This is a genomic window from Hydrogenophaga sp., assembly GCF_019264445.1.
Taxonomy (GTDB): domain Bacteria; phylum Pseudomonadota; class Gammaproteobacteria; order Burkholderiales; family Burkholderiaceae_C; genus Hydrogenophaga.
The window spans coordinates 12,498-30,131 of the sequence record NZ_JAHVAB010000057.1; the positions used below are offsets into that span (position 1 = coordinate 12,498).

The 17,634-nt window shown below is 67.9% G+C and carries 17 protein-coding genes; 14 read left to right on the plus strand and 3 right to left on the minus strand.

Annotated features, from left to right (window positions below):
- Positions 1-181: 181 nt before the first annotated feature.
- From mbhE to fumC, 10 genes are read left to right on the plus strand one after another with little or no spacing between them, the layout of a single operon-like run.
- On the plus strand, positions 182-2,482 hold the full coding sequence (gene mbhE / locus KXJ60_RS10340; RefSeq protein ID WP_291126931.1) for a hydrogen gas-evolving membrane-bound hydrogenase subunit E: 2,301 nt from the start codon (positions 182-184) through the stop codon (positions 2,480-2,482).
- Positions 2,479-2,880, plus strand: coding sequence for an MnhB domain-containing protein (locus tag KXJ60_RS10345; protein ID WP_291126933.1), 402 nt, complete (start codon positions 2,479-2,481; stop codon positions 2,878-2,880). Before mbhE ends, KXJ60_RS10345 begins: the two co-directional genes overlap by 4 nt.
- Positions 2,880-3,227: an NADH-quinone oxidoreductase subunit K gene (locus KXJ60_RS10350; protein ID WP_291126935.1), complete on the plus strand. Its 348-nt coding sequence runs from the start codon at positions 2,880-2,882 to the stop codon at positions 3,225-3,227. The genes KXJ60_RS10345 and KXJ60_RS10350 overlap by 1 nt, the downstream gene beginning before the upstream one ends.
- On the plus strand, positions 3,224-4,747 hold the full coding sequence (locus KXJ60_RS10355; RefSeq protein ID WP_291126937.1) for a Na+/H+ antiporter subunit D: 1,524 nt from the start codon (positions 3,224-3,226) through the stop codon (positions 4,745-4,747). Before KXJ60_RS10350 ends, KXJ60_RS10355 begins: the two co-directional genes overlap by 4 nt.
- Positions 4,744-5,088, plus strand: coding sequence for a Na+/H+ antiporter subunit E (locus tag KXJ60_RS10360; protein ID WP_291126939.1), 345 nt, complete (start codon positions 4,744-4,746; stop codon positions 5,086-5,088). Before KXJ60_RS10355 ends, KXJ60_RS10360 begins: the two co-directional genes overlap by 4 nt.
- A complete protein-coding gene (locus KXJ60_RS10365) occupies positions 5,085-5,372 on the plus strand; it encodes a monovalent cation/H+ antiporter complex subunit F (protein WP_291126941.1) in 288 nt (95 codons plus the stop codon). Before KXJ60_RS10360 ends, KXJ60_RS10365 begins: the two co-directional genes overlap by 4 nt.
- A complete protein-coding gene (mnhG, locus tag KXJ60_RS10370) occupies positions 5,369-6,172 on the plus strand; it encodes a monovalent cation/H(+) antiporter subunit G (RefSeq protein ID WP_291126942.1) in 804 nt (267 codons plus the stop codon). Before KXJ60_RS10365 ends, mnhG begins: the two co-directional genes overlap by 4 nt.
- A 40-nt stretch (positions 6,173-6,212) precedes the next feature.
- On the plus strand, positions 6,213-7,625 hold the full coding sequence (locus tag KXJ60_RS10375; RefSeq protein WP_291126944.1) for a HAMP domain-containing sensor histidine kinase: 1,413 nt from the start codon (positions 6,213-6,215) through the stop codon (positions 7,623-7,625).
- Positions 7,622-8,941 (plus strand): sigma-54 dependent transcriptional regulator, encoded by a 1,320-nt coding sequence (locus KXJ60_RS10380; RefSeq protein ID WP_291126946.1) that lies wholly within the window; start codon positions 7,622-7,624, stop codon positions 8,939-8,941. Before KXJ60_RS10375 ends, KXJ60_RS10380 begins: the two co-directional genes overlap by 4 nt.
- Positions 8,938-10,332: a class II fumarate hydratase gene (gene fumC, locus KXJ60_RS10385; RefSeq protein ID WP_291126948.1), complete on the plus strand. Its 1,395-nt coding sequence runs from the start codon at positions 8,938-8,940 to the stop codon at positions 10,330-10,332. Before KXJ60_RS10380 ends, fumC begins: the two co-directional genes overlap by 4 nt.
- A 62-nt stretch (positions 10,333-10,394) precedes the next feature.
- On the opposite strand, the gene KXJ60_RS10390 is transcribed toward fumC, so the two are convergent.
- Positions 10,395-10,994, minus strand: coding sequence for a YqhA family protein (locus KXJ60_RS10390; protein ID WP_291126950.1), 600 nt, complete (start codon positions 10,992-10,994; stop codon positions 10,395-10,397).
- Positions 10,995-11,142: 148 nt separating this feature from the next.
- Here KXJ60_RS10390 and acs point away from each other — a divergent pair, with 148 nt between their 5' ends.
- Positions 11,143-13,137 (plus strand): acetate--CoA ligase, encoded by a 1,995-nt coding sequence (gene acs, locus KXJ60_RS10395; RefSeq protein WP_291126952.1) that lies wholly within the window; start codon positions 11,143-11,145, stop codon positions 13,135-13,137.
- A gap of 88 nt (positions 13,138-13,225) precedes the next feature.
- On the opposite strand, the gene KXJ60_RS10400 is transcribed toward acs, so the two are convergent.
- A complete protein-coding gene (locus KXJ60_RS10400) occupies positions 13,226-13,531 on the minus strand; it encodes a c-type cytochrome (protein ID WP_291126954.1) in 306 nt (101 codons plus the stop codon).
- A gap of 121 nt (positions 13,532-13,652) precedes the next feature.
- On the opposite strand from KXJ60_RS10400, the gene KXJ60_RS10405 reads away from it, so the two are divergent.
- Positions 13,653-13,898 (plus strand): TIGR04438 family Trp-rich protein, encoded by a 246-nt coding sequence (locus tag KXJ60_RS10405; RefSeq protein WP_291126955.1) that lies wholly within the window; start codon positions 13,653-13,655, stop codon positions 13,896-13,898.
- An 8-nt stretch (positions 13,899-13,906) separates the two neighbouring features.
- Here the strand turns inward: KXJ60_RS10405 and ilvD are convergent, their stop codons facing one another.
- On the minus strand, positions 13,907-15,613 hold the full coding sequence (gene ilvD, locus KXJ60_RS10410) for a dihydroxy-acid dehydratase (protein WP_291126957.1): 1,707 nt from the start codon (positions 15,611-15,613) through the stop codon (positions 13,907-13,909).
- A 131-nt stretch (positions 15,614-15,744) separates the two neighbouring features.
- On the opposite strand from ilvD, the gene KXJ60_RS10415 reads away from it, so the two are divergent.
- Together KXJ60_RS10415 and lgt are read left to right on the plus strand one after the other, a co-directional pair.
- Entirely contained in the window at positions 15,745-16,716 is a 972-nt protein-coding gene (locus KXJ60_RS10415) for a LysR family transcriptional regulator (RefSeq protein ID WP_291126959.1), read from the plus strand.
- 42 nt (positions 16,717-16,758) lie between these two features.
- Positions 16,759-17,565, plus strand: a complete 807-nt coding sequence (gene lgt, locus KXJ60_RS10420) for a prolipoprotein diacylglyceryl transferase (protein WP_291126961.1) — start codon at positions 16,759-16,761, stop codon at positions 17,563-17,565.
- The last annotated feature ends 69 nt before the right edge of the window (positions 17,566-17,634 follow it).

Consider the following 17,634-nt stretch of genomic DNA (forward strand, 5'->3'; position numbering starts at 1 on the left):
GCCAGTGTATCGAAGGTCCCCATGTTCAGCTTTGTGAACAGGCCCCGGACACCGGTTGCGAAAGCTGAACACACGCATGTGGCCGGGTCTCGCAAGTCGTTGATTTTAAAGGGTCGATGTGCGTGCGCCGGTTGGTACGCGGCTTGCAAACCACCTGGGTCGAAGGAGACCCGTTGCCGTGATGCTTGCCACCCTTGTTTTTTCCACGCTGGCCGCTGGTGCGCTGGCGCCGGCGGTGGTGCGTCTCGGTTTTGCGCATACCCTGGCGCTGCTGCCTGCCGGCCTGTTTGTGGCTTTTCTCTCGTGGTGGCCCGATGTCACCGGCGGTCAAGTCGTGCTGCAGCAACTGGCCTGGATTCCCAGCCTGGACGTGGCGCTGTCGCTGCGGCTCGATGGCCTGTCGCTGCTGTTTGCGCTGCTCATCACCGGCATCGGCACGTTCATCTACCTGTACGCCGCCAGCTACCTCCACGGTCAGGCCGACTTGCCGCGCTTCTTCGCGTTCCTCACGCTGTTCATGGGCGCGATGCTTGGGGCAGTGCTGGCCGACGACCTCATTGCCTTGCTGGTGTTCTGGGAGTTGACCAGCCTCACGTCGTTCCTGTTGATCGGCTACGAGCCCGAGAAACCGCAGGCGCGCCGCGCCGCACAACAGGGCTTGCTGATCACGGTGGCCGGCGGCTTGTGTTTGCTGGCCGGCGCGATTCTGCTGGGCATGGCCGCGGGCTCGATGCGCATCACCGACATCCTCGTGCAGGGTCCGGCGCTGGTGGCGCACCCCATGGCACCGGCCATCATCGTGCTGGTGGCGCTCGGCGCGTTTGCCAAGTCGGCGCAGGCGCCGCTGCACGCCTGGCTGGCGAATGCCATGGCCGCGCCCACGCCGGTGTCCGCGTTCCTGCACTCGGCCACCATGGTGAAGCTGGGCGTGTACCTGCTGGCACGGCTGAACCCGGCGCTGGGCGAGCACGCGTGGTGGGGCAGCCTGCTGGTGCCGGTGGGCCTGCTCACGATGTTCATGGGCACGGTGCTGGCGCTGCGTGCGAGCGATCTCAAGCGCGTGCTGGCGTACTCCACGGTGGTGTCGCTGGGCACGCTGGTGGCGTTGATCGGCCTGCCGCACCCGATGGCGGCCACAGCCATGGTCACCTTCCTGCTGGCACACGCGCTGTACAAGGCCTGCCTGTTCATGGTGGCCGGCATCGTGGACCACGCCGCCGGCACGCGCGATGCAACACGTCTGGGCGGGCTGGCGCGCGCCATGCCGCTCACCGCGCTGGTGGCGGTGCTGGCGGGTCTGTCGATGGCCGGCTTGCCGCCCTTTGTGGGCTTCATTGGCAAGGAACTCATTTACGAGGCTGCGCTGGGCGGTGCCTGGTGGCCCGTGGGGGTGGCCTTGCTGGCCAACGCCTGCATGGTGGTGGTGGCGGGCGTGGTCGCCTTGCGTTGCTTCTTCGGGCCCGCGCAGCCGGTGCCCGGCACCCCGCACGACCCGGGTTTGGCCATGTGGATCGGCCCCTTGACGCTGGCCTTGCTCGGTTTGTTGTTTGGTCTGGTGCCGGCCTGGCCGTCGCTCTTGCTGGGCCCTGCAGCCAGCGCCGTGGCGGGCCGTGAGGTGGCCACGGCGCTCTCGCTCTGGCATGGCTTCACGCCCATGCTGGCCCTGAGCGCGCTCACCTTGGCCCTGGGTGCGCTGGCGCTGTGGGGCTGGCCGGCGTTGCGCCGCTCCATGGCGGGGTGGACATTTGTCGAGCGCTGGGGGCCCGACCTGGGTTACGACCACGCCATCGTCGGGCTGCAGAACGTGGCCGCCTGGCAGACGCGCCGCATCCAAACGGGCAGCCTGCGCCGGTACCTGGGCACCTTCTTCGCGTTCACGGCGGCGTGTCTGCTGCTCACGCTGTGGGCGCGCGACGGGCTGGCCGTGGTGCTGCCGCGCTGGGAAGAGGTCGGCCCCGAGGTGGCTCTGCCGGTGCTGCTTGTGCTGGCCTCGGCCATGGTGCTGCGCGCGCACAGTTTCATGGCCGGCATCGTCACGGCGGGCATGGTCGGCTTTCTGGTGGCGCTCACGTTTCTGTTTCGCGGCGCGCCCGATCTGGCGTTCACCCAGTTTTCGGTGGAGGCCCTGGCCATCGTGATCCTGCTGGCCATCGTGGGGCGCATGCCTTTCCATGAGGTGGACCCGCGCCGCCCCGGCGAGCGGCGCCGCGATGCGCTGGCTGCGGTGGCGTTCGGCGTGGCGGCCACGCTGGTCTTGCTGGCCGTGGTGGCCACGCCGTTTGACGAGCGGCTGTCCGACTACTTCCGCATCACCAGCGTGCCCGAGGCCTACGGCCGCAATCTGGTCAACGTGATCATCGTGGACTTCCGTGCGCTGGACACGCTGGGCGAGATCGCCGTGCTGGCACTGGCGGCGCTGGCGGCTGCGGCGGTGATCACCAGCGTGCGCGCCCGCCGCGCCGACGACCAGGAGGCCGCATGAACCCGCTCATCTTGCGCGTGTGCGGGCGGCTGGTACTGCCCGTGGCGCTGGCGTTTTCCTTGTACCTGCTCTGGCGTGGGCACAACGAGCCCGGGGGTGGTTTCGTCGGCGGTCTCATGGCGGCGGCCGGCTTGGCGATGTATGCGCTGCCGCGGGGCCGCGCGCGGCTGCTGGCGCTGTTGCGCGTCTCTCCGGGTGGCATTGCCGCGGTGGGCCTGGTGCTGGCGGTGGCGTCGGGCCTGCCCGGTGTGCTGCTGGGGCAGCCCTTCCTCACCCACCAGTGGGCGGTGTGGGACAGCGGCTTTGTGATCGGCACGGCGCTGCTGTTTGACATCGGCGTCTACCTCGCGGTGCTGGGCTCGGTGCTGTCGCTTCTCTCTCACTACCTGGACGACTGATGGAATTCTTCTTCGTGCTGGCCTTCGGCGTCATGACGTCCATCGCGGCTTATCTGCTGATGTCGCGCAACGTGCTGCGCATCGTGCTCGGCCTGCTGCTGCTGGGCAACTGCGCCAACCTGTCGATCTTCATTTCGGGGCGCCTGAGCTCGCGCGTGCCTCCGCTGGTGGCGGAGGGTGAAACCTTCATTGCCGCCAGCGCCAACCCGCTGCCGCAAGCGCTCATCCTTACCGCCATCGTGATCTCGTTCGCCCTGGTGGCGTTTGCTGTGGTGCTGTTCGAGCAAGCCCACCAGCGCCTGGGCACGCTCGACACCGATGCCATGCGCGAGGCGGAGCCGAAATGAACGCCCACCTCTTGCTGACCCTGCCAGTGGCCATTCCGCTGCTGACGCTGGCGGCGTGTGCGCTGTTGCGCGGCCACCCGCTCACCCAGCGCGGCGTGAGCGTGGCCGGCAGCGTGGCCTTGCTGCTGGCGGCGCTGGCCCTGTTCCAGGCCGTGTTTGACGGCACCGTGCTGGCCACGCACTTCGGCGCCTGGGCCGCGCCGTTCGGTATCACCTTCGTGGCCGACCTGCTCTCGGCGGCCATGGTGCTGGTGACGGCGGTGATGGCGGTGGCGGTGTCCATCTACGCGCTGGTGGACGGGGCGCGCGAACGCGAGCGCGCCTTCTTTCACCCGCTGTACCACGGCCTGCTCATGGGCGTGTGCGGTGCGTTCCTTACGGGCGATTTGTTCAACCTGTACGTCTGGTTCGAGATCATGCTGATCTCGTCGTTCGGCCTGCTGGTGGTGGGTGGCACGCGCGCGCAGCTGGACGCAGGGGTCAAGTACGTCACGCTCAACCTCGTGGCCACCACGCTGTTTCTGGTGGCGGTGGGTTTTCTGTATGGCGTCACCGGCACGCTCAACCTGGCCGACCTGGCGCGCACGCTGCCCACGGTGGAAAACCAGGGCCTGGTGACCACGCTGGCGGTGATGTTCCTGCTCGCGTTTGGCTCCAAGGCCGCGCTGTTCCCGCTGTTCTTCTGGCTGCCGGCGGCGTACCACACAGCCAGTGCCCCGGTGGTGGCGATCTTTGCCGCGCTGCTCACCAAGGTGGGCGTGTACGCGATCCTGCGCACCTTCACCCTGCTGTTCAACGGCGACGCGGGCTTTACCGGCCCGATCATCGGCGTGGTGGCCGTGCTCACGATGGTGACCGGCGTGCTGGGCGCGGCGGCGCACTACGACATTCGGCGCATCCTGTCGTTCCACATCATCAGCCAGATCGGCTACATGCTGGTGGGCTTGGCCGTGGCCACGCCCATGGCGCTGGCCGGCTCGGTGCTGTACGTGGTGCACCACATCGTGGTCAAGGCCAACCTGTTCCTGATCGCGGGTGCCATGCGCGTGGCCGGCGGGGGCTTCGAACTCAGGGCCATGGGCGGCCTGCACCGCAGCGCGCCGCTGCTGGCGCTGCTGTTTGCGGTGCCGGCGCTCTCGCTGGCGGGCGTGCCGCCGCTCTCGGGCTTCTGGGCCAAGTTCATGGTGGTGAAGTCCAGCCTGGACGCGGGCCACATGGTGCTGGCCGGCGTGGCGCTGGCCGTGGGCGTGCTCACGCTGTATTCGATGGTGAAGATCTGGAACGAGGCCTTCTGGAAAGCACCCACCACGGCGCAGTCGGCCGAAGCCGCGGCCCGCTGGCGTGCCGCGCCGCGCACGAGATGGGCCATGCTGGTGCCGGTGGCGGCGCTGGCGGCCATCACGCTCACCATCGGCCTGGCCACCGAACCCTTTGTGGATTTCTCGCTGCGGGCAGCCGACCAGCTGCTCGTTCCCGATGGCTACATGCGGGCCGTGCTCGGCCAGGAGGCGTTTCCATGACGACGATGCGGTCCCTCTGGAACTGGCTGGCGCTGGCCGGCATCTTCATGCGCGAGCTGCTGCTCTCGGTGCACCAGGTGGCGCTGACCGTGCTGCACCCCGGGCGCGCGGCGCGCAGCGGCATCGTGGCCATTCCGCTGACGGTGCGCAGCGACGCAGGCATTGCGATGCTGGCCAACATGATCACGCTCACACCCGGCACCACCAGCCTGCACATCTCGGCCGACCGCACGGTGCTCTACGCCCACGTGATGAACCTCGAAGGCGACCCGGTGGCGCAGATCGTGGATGGCTTTGAGGCCCGCGTGCGCGCCGCGCTGGGCGAAGGAGGACGGCCATGAACCTGCCGCACTGGGTGCTCGCGGTCACGGCCGCGCTGTTGCTGCTCTCCATGGTGCTGGCGAGCGTGCGCATCGTGCGCGGCCCGCACGCGGCCGACCGCGTCGTCGCGCTGGACATGCTCAGCCTGCTGGGTGTGGCGGCCGCCGGGCTGGCTGCGCTGGTGGCCGACAGCACCGCGTTTGTCGACATCGCGCTGGGCGTGGCGCTGATCGGCTTTCTGGCCACGGTGGCGTTTGCCGCCTTCATTGAGCGCGGCTCGATCCGCGAGGAGGACACACCATGAACGACTGGCTGGCTGCGTTGTTGCTGATCGGCGGGGCGCTGGTGTGCCTGCTCGCCTCCACCGGTGTGCTGCGCCTGCCGGACTTTTTCATGCGCATGCACGCCGCCACCAAGGCGGGGGTGGTGGGCAGCGGGCTGGTGCTGCTGGGTGTGGCGGTGGTGGACGGCACCTTGTCCACCTGGGTCAAGGTCGTGCTGGCGATTGTGTTTCTGCTGCTCACCACACCGGTGGCGGGCCACCTGCTGGGGCGGGCGGCCTACGTGGGCGGCGCGCCGCTGTGGCGTGGCAACGCGCAAGACAGCCTGCACCGTGTGCTGCCGCGCGGGCAGTTTGGCGCCGCTCCGTTTGCCGTGCGCCGCGTGGTGCTCGCGCTGACCGAAGGCCCGTGCCTCTCGCGTGCCATCGAGCAAGCGGTGGCGTTGGCGCGCCAGCACGGCGCGGAGCTGTGCGGTGTGGCCATCATCGATGCGCCTCGCCTGGCCAACGTGGGCCCGGTGCCCGTGGGTGGCCTGACCTACGCGCAGCGCATGCGCGATCGCCGTCTCGCGCAGGCACGGCAGACGGCGGCCGACGTGATCCAGCGCTTCGAGCAGGCCGCAGCCGCTTCGGGGCTGACCTGGTCGGTGCGCCTCGAAGAAGGGCGCCCGCAACGCTTGTTACAGGCGCTGGCCGGTGCCGACACGCTGGTGGCTGTGGCCCCGCAGGCCTGGTTCGATCAGGGCGTGCTGGAGCTGCGGGTGGATGTGGTGCGCCGCCTGCGCTGGCGCGGTGCGTCGCCGCTTCGCGTTCTGGGGGGCTGACTGGTAAGGTCGGGACCTCTGCAAACCCCGACCTCGCTGCATGCCACTGTCCCGTTCGTTGCCCGCCTGGTACCGCCGCCTGCCGCTGACCGTGCGCCTGCCGGCGGTGGTGGCGCTGATGATCTTCGCTGCCGCCATGGGCACCACACAGCTGGCGCTGCAAAGCGTGTCGCGCCAGTTCGAGGCGCAGATGGCGGGCATCGGGCAGGTGTACCTCGACGGTCTCTCGGCGGCCTTGCTGCCCGCATTGCAGTCGGGCGATGCGCAGGCCATGGTTGGCGTGCTCCAGCGTTCGCTGGCCGTGACGGAAGGTGTGGAAGACCGCTGGCTCGCCGTGCTCGATGCGCAGGGCCAAACGCTGGCCCGCGCGCAGCGCGAAGGGCAGGCCGATGCCGTCTGGCCCGAAGACGTGCTGGCCGCGCAGCGCGGCGCGCGGCTGACCGACGACGCGCAGGGGGTGTGGGTCTGGCGCACGCTGGACGGCACGCACCGCGTGCTCGCCAATCTGGACGTGACCACGTTCAGCCAGGAGCGCGAGCAGTTGCGCTGGCGCCTGGTGCTGCTGGACCTGCTGGTGAGCGTGCTGTGCGCGGCCCTGGGCTTCGGGGTGGCGCGCCAGATGCAGCGCCCCACCGCGCTCATCACCCAGCACCTGCAGAAAGGACTTGCCTTGCCGGCCGAGCTCATTGACGCCAGCGACCCCGAGTCCGCGCGCCTGATGCGCGCGGTCAACCGCATGGCCGATGACGCGCGTGAACGCGAAGCCATGATGGGGCTGCTCGCCGAGCAGGAGCGCGAGGCCGTGCTGGGCCGGCTGGCCGCCACGCTGGCCCACGAGGTGCGCAACCCGCTGGGCGGCATGGTCACGGCCATCCAGACCCTGCGCAAGTTCGGTGACCGCACCGACGCGCGCGAGGACGCGCTGAACTTCATTGAACGCGGCGTGCTGGCCTTGCGCGAGGTGGTGGACGCCACGCTGACCACGCACCGCCCCCGGGGCAGCGAGCGCCGCCTCAGCCTGCAAGATCTCCACGATGTGCAGCGCCTGGTGGCGGCCGATGCGCGCCAGCGCGGCGTGACCGTGCGCGTGGACGCACAGCCCGGCCTGCCCGACGAGCTGCCGGTGGCCGCCACCGAGGTGCGGCAGGTGCTGCTGAACCTCCTGATCAACGCCGTGCGCGCCACCCGCGCCGGAGGCCAGGTGCTGCTGAGCGTGCGGCGCGATGCGCAGGCCCTGGTGCTGGAGGTGATCGACGAAGGCGTGGGCATGGCGCCCGAGGTGGCCGAGAGCCTGGTGCGCGGTGAACCGCGCGCGGGGCAGGGCGGCCTCGGGGTGGCTGTCATCGTGCGGCTGGTGCAGCAGCTGCGCGGGCGCGTCTCGGTCGATGCACACTCCCGGGGCGGCACCCACATCACCCTCCAACTGCCCCTGGAATTGCCCCCGGACCCATGATCGACATCCTGCTCATCGAAGACGACCGCGTGCTGGGCGGCGCGGTGGCCCAGCGCCTGCAGCTTGAAGGCTTTCAGGTGCGCTGGGTCGACACCTGCGCCGCAGCCATGGACGCCCTGCGCCAGCGCCGGCCCGGCTTCGTGCTGGCCGACATCCGCCTGCCCGACGGCTCCGGCGAAGACCTCTACCGCCGCGCGCTGCCGCACCTGGGCGACACGCCGATCCTCTTTGTGACCGCGTTCGCCGACATTGGCCAGGCCGTGCGGCTGGTGCGCGCGGGCGCCGACGACTACCTCACCAAACCCTATGACGTGGATGCGCTGGTCGAGCGCATCCGCGCGCTGGCCAGTGAGCCGGGGGCGGCGGGCGTGCCGGTGTTTGGCTTGGCGCCCGCCACCGAGGGGCTGGCGCGCGACCTGCAGCGCCTGGCCGCGCGCGACCTGCCCGTGCTGCTGCGCGGCGAGACCGGCGTGGGCAAGGAAGTGGCGGCGCGCCACATGCACGCGCAGTCCGCGCGCGCCGCGCAGCCTTTTGTGGCGGTCAACTGCGGTGCCATTGCGCGCGAGCTGATGGAGAGCCAGTTCTTCGGGCACGAGCGCGGAGCCTTCACGGGCGCTGTGTCGGCGCACGCGGGCCACTTCGAGGAAGCGGGTGAGGGCACCCTGTTCCTCGATGAAATCGGCGAGCTCGACACCCGGTTGCAGACCGCGCTGCTGCGGGTGCTGCAGGACGGCGTGTTTCGCCGACTGGGCGCGCGCAGCGATCAGCAGTTTCGCGGCCGCATCATCGCGGCCACCAACGCCGACCTGAACGCCCGCATGGCCCAGCGCGAGTTCCGCGAAGACCTGTATTTCCGCCTGGCGGTGGTCGAGCTCACCATTCCCCCGTTGCGCCAGCGGCCCGACGAGGTCGCGCCACTCGCACGGCGCTTCGTGCGAGAAGCCGCCGAGCGCAACGGCATGCCCGGGCTGCGCCTGGACGACGCGGCCATGGCCGCACTGGCCGCCCACGCCTGGCCAGGCAATGTGCGCGAGCTGCGCAACCGCATCGAGCGAGCGGCCGCGCTGGTGGATGGCGAGTGCATCGGCTTGGCCGACCTCTTTCCCGAAGAGCGCCTGGACGTGCCATTGCCCGCCACGCTGGCCGACGCCCGCGAACAGGCCGAGCTCGAGCAGATCGAGCGCGCACTGGCGCTCTCGGGCGGTCGTGTGTCGGAGGCGGCGCGCCGCCTTGGCATTTCGCGCACCACGCTGTGGAAGCGACGCCGAAAACCGCTGGACGATGACGCCAGCGCGTCAGAAGGAGCAACCCCATGAGCCACGACGACGTCCGCGTCGAGACCGACACCTTTGGCCCCATCGAGGTGCCCGCGCACCGCCTGTGGGGCGCACAGACGCAGCGCTCGCTGCAGAACTTCGACATCTCGGGCGAGCGCCAGCCGCGCGAGATCGTTCGCGCGCTGGCCCAGGTCAAGCGCGCGTCGGCGGTGGTGAACCACGCGCTGGGCCTGCAGGGCGCGGAGAAGACGCAGGCCATCGTGCAGGCGGCCGACGAAGTGATCGCCGGGGCGCACGACGAAGAGTTTCCGTTGGTGGTGTGGCAAACCGGCTCTGGCACGCAGACCAACATGAACGTCAACGAGGTGCTGGCCAACCGGGCCAGCGAGCTGCTGGGTGGCGAGCGCGGCGCGTCGCGCCTGGTGCACCCCAACGACGACGTGAACCGCAGCCAGTCGAGCAACGACGTGTTCCCCACGGCCATGCATGTGGCGGCGGTCGAGGCCATCACGCACCGCCTGCTGCCGGCGCTGGCGCTGCTGCGAGGCACGCTGGCGCAAAAGGCGGGCGACTTCGACGGCATCGTGAAGATTGGCCGCACCCACTTGCAGGACGCCACGCCGCTCACGCTGGGGCAGGAGTTTTCGGGCTGGGTGGCACAGCTCGCGCATGGCGAGACCCATGTGCGCGCCGCGCTGCCGCACCTGTGCGAACTGGCGCTGGGCGGCACGGCCGTGGGCACCGGTCTGAACGCACCCGAGGGCTACGCCGTGCGGGTGGCCGCCGAGCTGGCGCGCCTGACCGGCCAACCGTTCGTGACCGCGCCCAACAAGTTCGAGGCCATGGCCAGCGTGGACGCGCTGGTGCACGCGCACGGCGCGCTCAAGACGCTGGCCGCCAGCCTCATGAAGATCGCCAACGACGTGCGCTGGTTGGCCAGCGGCCCGCGCAGCGGCATTGGCGAGCTGAGCATTCCGGAGAACGAGCCGGGCTCGTCCATCATGCCGGGCAAGGTGAACCCCACGCAGAGCGAAGCGGTCACCATGCTGGCCGCGCAGGTCTTCGGCAACGACGTGGCGATCAACTTTGGCGGCGCCTCCGGCAACTTCGAGCTCAATGTGTTCCGCCCGATGGTGGCGCACAACTTCCTGCAAAGCGTGCGCCTGCTGGCCGACGGCATGAGGAGCTTCAACGACCACTGCGCGGTGGGCATCGAGCCCAATCGCGAGCGCATCGCCGAACTGGTCGACCGCTCGCTGATGCTGGTGACGGCGCTCAACACGCACATCGGCTACGACAAGGCGGCGCAGATTGCGAAGAAGGCGCACAAGGACGGCAGCAGCCTGCGCGAGGCGGCGCTGGCGCTGGGCCACGTGACGGCGGAGCAGTTTGACGCCTGGGTGCGGCCCGGGCAGATGGTGGGCCGCTGAAGGCCGCACCATGAAAAAGGCGGCCCGCAGGCCGCCTTTTTTGCAGGGGATGCTGGCCGCTTTCAGTGGCCGTCGCCCGGCGTGCGCACCATGAGCTTGTCGGTCAGGGCAATCGCCATGGCGCTGAGCAGGAACACCACATGGATGATGGTCTGCCATTGCAGCACCTTCACGTCGTAGTTGGCGGCGTTGATGAACGTCTTGAGCAGGTGGATCGAGCTGATGCCGATGATGGCGGTGGCCAGCTTCACCTTGAGCACTGAAGCGTTCACGTGGCTCAGCCATTCGGGCTGGTCGGGGTGGTTTTCCAGGTGCATGCGGCTCACGAAGGTTTCGTAGCCGCCCACGATCACCATGATCAGCAGGTTGGAGATCATGACCACGTCGATCAGTGCGAGCACCACCAGCATGATCACGGTTTCGTTCAGGCCGGTGAGCTGCACGTCGCTCTTGTAGCCGATGCTGCTGACCAGCTTGTCCAGCGCGGCCTGGCTGCCAAACGCGGCTTCGATCAGGTGCACCAGCTCCACCCAGAAATGGAAGACGTAGATGGCCTGCGCGGCGATCAGGCCGATGTAGAGCGGCAACTGCAGCCAGCGGCTGGCAAAGATGAGATTGGGCAGGGCGCGGATCGGGGCTTGGGCTTTGACGGGGTCGCTCATGGGGATGACACAATGTGCCGAGCGCCCGGGATGGGCGGCCAGACGGCAGGCGGTATTGTAGGTCTGCCTCCGCCCTGTAAGAGCCTCGTAAGAGCCCTTGCGCACAGTCCCGGCCAGTCAACTGCCCCACAACATCTAGGAGACTGTCATGTCCGCGCCTTCATCGACGATCGAATCCACCCTGGTCGAAAACCGCGTCTTTGAACCCTCCGCCGCCAACGTGAAAGCGGCGCGCATTTCGGGCATGGAGGCCTACCAGGCGCTGTGCGCCGAAGCCGACAAGGACTTCGAAGGTTTCTGGGCGCGCCTGGCGCGCGAAACGCTCACCTGGAACAAACCCTTCACCCGGACGCTGGACAGCTCCAAGGCGCCTTTCTACAAATGGTTCGAGGACGGCGAGCTCAACGCCTCCTACAACTGTCTGGACCGCCACATCGGCACGCCGGTCGAGAACAAGACCGCCATCATCTTTGAAGCCGACGGCGGCGAGGTCACCAAGGTCACCTACAAGGAGCTGCTGGCCAAGGTCTCGCAGTTTGCCAACGCGCTGAAATCGCGCGGTGTGAAGAAGGGCGACCGCGTCGTCATCTACATGCCCATGACCATTGAAGGCGTGGTCGCCATGCAGGCCTGTGCGCGCATCGGCGCCACCCACAGCGTGGTGTTCGGCGGGTTCTCGGCCAAGGCGCTGCAGGAGCGCATCCAGGACGCCGGCGCCGTGGCCGTGATCACCGCCAACTACCAGCTGCGCGGCGGCAAGGAGCTGCCGCTCAAGGCCATCGTCGACGAAGGCATCGCCATGGGCGGCTGCGACTCCATCAAGAACGTCATCGTCTTCCAGCGCACGCCCACCGCCTGCAACATGGTCGAGGGGCGAGACACCTTCCTGCACGACGCGATGGCAGGCCAGTCCACCGACTGCCCGGCCGAAATGGTGAGCGCCGAGCACCCGCTGTTTGTGCTCTACACCTCGGGCTCCACCGGCAAGCCCAAGGGCGTGCAACACAGCACTGGTGGCTACCTGCTGTGGGCCAACCTCACCATGAACTGGACCTTCGACCTGAAGGCCGACGACATCTTCTGGTGCACCGCCGACATCGGCTGGATCACCGGCCACACCTATGTGGCCTATGGCCCGCTGGCCGCAGGCGCCACCCAGATCGTGTTCGAGGGCGTGCCCACGTACCCGAACGCCGGGCGCTTCTGGCAGATGATCGAGAAGCACAAGTGCACCATCTTCTACACCGCGCCCACGGCGATCCGTTCGCTGATCAAGGCGGCCGAGGGCGACGAGAAGGTGCACCCTGCGCGCTCCGATCTCTCCAGCCTGCGCCTGCTCGGTTCGGTGGGCGAGCCCATCAACCCGGAAGCCTGGATGTGGTACTACAAGCACGTGGGCGGTGAGCGCTGCCCCATCGTGGACACCTTCTGGCAGACCGAAACCGGCGGCCACATGATCACGCCGCTGCCTGGCGCAACGCCGCTGGTGCCGGGCTCGTGCACGCTGCCGCTACCCGGCATTGCCGCAGCCATCGTGGACGAGACCGGCAACGACGTGGCGAATGGCGCCGGCGGCATCCTGGTGGTGAAGAAGCCCTGGCCGTCCATGATCCGCACCATCTGGGGCGACCCGGAGCGTTTCAAGAAAAGTTACTTCCCCGACGAGCTCAAGGGCTACTACCTCGCGGGCGATGGCGCGGTGCGTAGCGCCGACCGGGGCTACTTCCGCATCACCGGCCGCATCGACGACGTGCTCAACGTCTCGGGCCACCGCATGGGCACGATGGAGATCGAGTCCGCGCTGGTGGGCAAGACCGACCTCGTGGCCGAAGCTGCGGTGGTGGGCCGCCCGGACGATCTGACGGGCGAAGCCATCGTGGCCTTCGTGGTGCTCAAGCGCTCGCGCCCCACGGGTGAAGAAGCCAAGGCCATCGCCAAGCAGCTGCGCGACTGGGTGGGCAAGGAAATCGGCCCGATCGCCAAGCCCAAGGACATCCGCTTTGGCGACAACCTGCCCAAGACGCGCAGCGGCAAGATCATGCGCCGCCTCCTGCGCTCGATCGCCAAAGGCGAAGCCATCACGCAGGACACGTCCACGCTGGAGAACCCGGCGATCCTGGATCAGCTGTCGGAAAACAACTGATCGCACCCGGCCTGCAAGCCGCAGGCAGGCAACAAAAAACCCGCTGGAGACCAGCGGGTTTTTTTATGGGTGAAGCCCGGCAGAGGGATTACTTGGTGCTGAGCACCCAGGCGGCCAGCTTCTTGGCGTCGGCGTCATTCACCTGCGGGTTGGCGGGCATGGGGATCGCGCCCCACACGCCGGAGCCGCCCTTCATGATCTTGGCTGCCAGGGCATCCACGGCCTTGGCGTCCCCGGCGTACTTCTTGGCCACGTCCTTGTAGGAGGGGCCCACGAGTTTCTTGTCCACAGCGTGGCAGGCCATGCAGTTCTTGCTCTTGGCAAGGGCTTCGTCGGCGAAAGCCGGAGCGGCCAGCGTGGTCATGGCAGCCATAATCAGGAGAGCTCGTTTCATGGGGTGTCCTTGTGGTGATTGCGAGAGAGGGTAACGGCGCAATTTTACCGAGGCACTCTCTGCAGGAAACGAACGCTTACAGTTTCTTGCCCGCTTCACGGGGGCTTTACCGGAGTTTGTGATGTATTTGCTGATCACCGGCGTCGTGCTGTTGCTGCTGAAGTACCTGGAGGTCGGTTTCGTGGCCGGCTGGTCCTGGTGGTGGGTGCTCTCGCCCTTTGCGATGGCCGTGGCGTGGTGGGCTTGGGCAGACAGCTCTGGCTACACCAAGCGCAAGGCCATGGAGAAGATGGAGCAGAAGAAGCAGGACCGCATCGACAAGCAGCGCGAGAGCCTGGGCATCAAGACCAAGGGCCGCTCGCGCTGAAGGTTCGCTCAATAGTTGTCGAGCACAGCGCCCTTGCTGGCGCTGGAAGCGTTGAAGGCAAACTTGGCCTGCACGCCACGCGTGTAGCGCGGTGCCGGTGCCGTCCACTGGGCGCGGCGACGGGCAATCTCTTCCTCAGGCACATGCAGCTCCAGCTGCAGCTTGTGCGCGTCGATGGTGATGGAGTCGCCTTCGTTCACGAACGCAATCGTGCCGCCGGCCGCAGCCTCAGGCGCCACGTGGCCCACCACCATGCCCCAGGTGCCGCCGCTGAAACGGCCGTCGGTGATCAGGCCGACACTTTCGCCCAATCCCGCGCCAATGAGGGCGCCGGTGGGGGCCAGCATTTCCGGCATGCCCGGGCCGCCCTTGGGGCCGAGGTAGCGCAACACCATCACATCGCCGGCGACGATCTTGCCGTCCAGAATGGCCTTGAGGGCCGACTGTTCGTCGTCAAACACACGCGCCGGGCCGGTGATCACGGGGTTCTTCAAGCCCGTGATCTTGGCGACCGCGCCCTCGGGGCTGAGGTTGCCCTTGAGAATGGCCAGGTGGCCTTCGGCGTACATGGGCTTGTCGATCGGGCGGATCACGTCCTGGTCGGCGCGCGGTGCATCGGGCACGTCCTTGAGCACTTCGGCCACGGTCTGGCCGCTGATGGTCAGGCAGTCGCCGTGCAGCAGACCGGCGTTGAGCAGCACCTTCATGACTTGCGGAATGCCGCCGGCCTGATGCAGGTCCACCGCGAGGTACTTGCCCGACGGCTTGAGGTCGCACAGCACGGGCGTGCGCTTGCGGATGCGCTCGAAGTCGTCGATGGACCACTCCACCCCGGCCGCGTGCGCAATGGCCAGGAAGTGCAGCACCGCGTTGGTGGAGCCGCCGGTGGCCATGATCACGGCCACGGCGTTTTCCAGCGCCTTCTTGGTGACGATGTCGCGTGGCTTGATGTCCTTCTTGATCGCCTCGATCAGCACCCGTGCCGACTCCTTGGCCGAGTTCTGTTTCTCGTCGTGCGGGTTGGCCATGGTGCTGGAGTAGGGCAGCGACAGGCCCAGCGCCTCAAACGACGAGGACATGGTGTTGGCCGTGTACATGCCACCGCACGAGCCTGAGCCCGGGATGGCGCGCATCTCGATCTCGCGCAGGTCTTCGTCGCTCAGGTTGCCGGCGGCGTTCTGGCCCACCGCTTCGAACACGCTGACGATGTTCAGGTCCTGGCCCTTGTAGCGGCCCGGCAGGATGGTGCCGCCGTACACATAGATGGCGGGCACGTTGGCGCGCAGCATGCCCATCATGCCGCCGGGCATGTTCTTGTCGCAGCCGCCGACCACCACCACACCGTCCATCCACTGGCCCTGCACGCAGGTTTCGATGCAGTCGGAAATCACCTCGCGGCTCACCAGCGAGTACTTCATGCCTTCCGTGCCCATGGCCATGCCGTCCGAGATGGTGGGCGTGCCGAAGATCTGCGCGTTGCCGCCTGCTTCTTCAATGCCCGCCACCGCCGCATCGGCCAGCTTTTGCAGGCCGCTGTTGCAGGGCGTGATGGTGCTGTGGCCGTTGGCGACGCCGACCATGGGCTTCTTGAAGTCGCTTTCCTCGTAGCCCATGGCGTAGTACATGGAGCGGTTGGGCGCGCGCGACTTGCCCTGCGTGATGTTGGCGCTGCGGCTGTTGATCGGCTTGATGGAGATGGTCTTGCTGTCTGCCATGGATGTCTCTTCGTGGGGGGGATGAGGGGAGGGCATGCGGGGCCAGGGCCCGGCCGGCACCCGCGCAAGTATGCGTCAGGCGGCAGGGGCTTTCCAATTGCTTTGAAGGCTTGCATTGATATGCTGCGCGTATGAGTGATTCACCCAAAGCGTCGCGCATTGAATTGCGCCAGTGGCGTCAGTTTGTGACGCTGGCCGAAGAGTTGCACTTTGGCCGTGCGGCGGCGCGGCTGCACATGACGCAGCCGCCACTCACCCAGGCCATTGCGGGGCTGGAGCAGTCGCTGGGCGTGGTGCTGTTCGAGCGCACCCGCCGCAGCGTGCAGATCACGCCCGCGGGCGCCGCGCTGCTGCCCCAGGTGCGTGAACTGCTGGCGCGGGCGCGCAGCCTGCCGGAGTTGGCACGGGCCGCCGCCGCCGGGGAGCTTGGCCGCCTGCGCCTGGCATTCGTGTCCACCGTGGGCTTTGAGCTGCTGCCGCGTTGGGTGCGCGCCTTTCGCCAGCGCTGGCCGCAGGTGGGGCTGGAGCTGATCGAAGCCACGGGTGATGTGCAGCTGGAGTTGCTCGCGCGCGGCGAGGTGGACGCGGGCATGGTGCTGCATTCGCCGGGCTGGCAGGCGCCGGGCTTGGCGCAGGCACGCATCGGCAGCGAACCCCTGGTGATGGCGTTGCCGGAATCGCACCCCCTGGCCGTCTCGGACCGCCCGGGGCTGGGCGCCTTGTTGAACGAGCCCCTGGTGATTTTTCCGCGGCGCATCCTGCCCACGCTGCACGACGCGATCTTTTCGATGTACCACGCTTCCGGTCGCGTGCCGCAGGTGGCGCAGGAGGCGATCCAGATGCAGACCATCGTCAACCTGGTGTCGGCGGGATTGGGCCTGGCCTGGGTGCCGCAGAGTGTGCGGCAGTTCCAGCGCCCGGGCGTGGTGTACCGCAGCGCGCGCCCGCCGGGCGGGCGCTCGGTCCCGGTGTGTGACACGAGTCTGGTGTGGCGAAGCGATGCCGTGAGCCCGGCGCTTGCCCACTTCATTGACTTTGCGCAGGCGCAGGGCGCGCAGGCCTTGGCCACGCGTGCCGCCCCTTCGAATGCTGCCGAGCGCTGAACTTGCAGACGGCCCGCCGGGCCGCCCTGCGACAATGCCGCCATGCTCCAACATCCCCAGATCGATCCCGTCGCCCTGCAGCTCGGCCCGCTGGCCATCCACTGGTATGGGCTCACCTATCTGCTGGCCTTTGGCCTCTTCTTGCTGCTGGCGAACGCCCGCCTGAAGTACCCGCCCTTTGCAAGCGTGACGCAGCCGCCCTGGACGCGGCGCGACGTGGAGGACATCCTCTTTCTGGGTGTGCTGGGCGTGGTGGCGGGTGGCCGGGTGGGGTATTGCCTGTTCTACAAGCCGGCGTACTACCTGTCCAACCCACTTGAAGTGTTTGCGGTGTGGCAGGGCGGCATGAGTTTTCATGGTGGCCTGATCGGCGTGATGCTGGCGATGGTGTGGTACGCCCGCAGCCGCCAGCGGCCCTTCATGCAGGTGATGGACTTCGTGGCGCCTTGCGTGCCCACCGGGCTGGCCGCAGGCCGGCTGGGCAATTTCATCAACGGCGAGCTCTGGGGTCGTGTGGCCGATCCGTCGCTGCCGTGGGGCATGGTGTTTCGCGGTGCGGGGGACTTGCCTCGGCATCCGTCGCAGGTGTACCAGTTCCTGCTGGAGGGCCTGCTGCTCTTCGTGCTGCTGTGGTTCTACGCGCGCAAGGAACATGCGCGCGGCCAGGTGTCCGCCGTGTTCCTGTTCGGGTACGGCGTGTTCCGCTTCATCGCGGAATTCTTCCGCGAGCCCGATGCCCACCTTGGCTTGCTCTCGCTGGGCATGAGCATGGGCCAGTGGCTGTGCGTGCCCATGATCGTGGGCGGCGCCTTCATGTGGTGGTGGTTCGGCCGGCAGCCGGCCCGCTGAAAAACCTAGGGTAACTACGGCTGGCGCTTGCGCCATGCCGGCCTAGAATTATCTGTAATTACAGGTGAT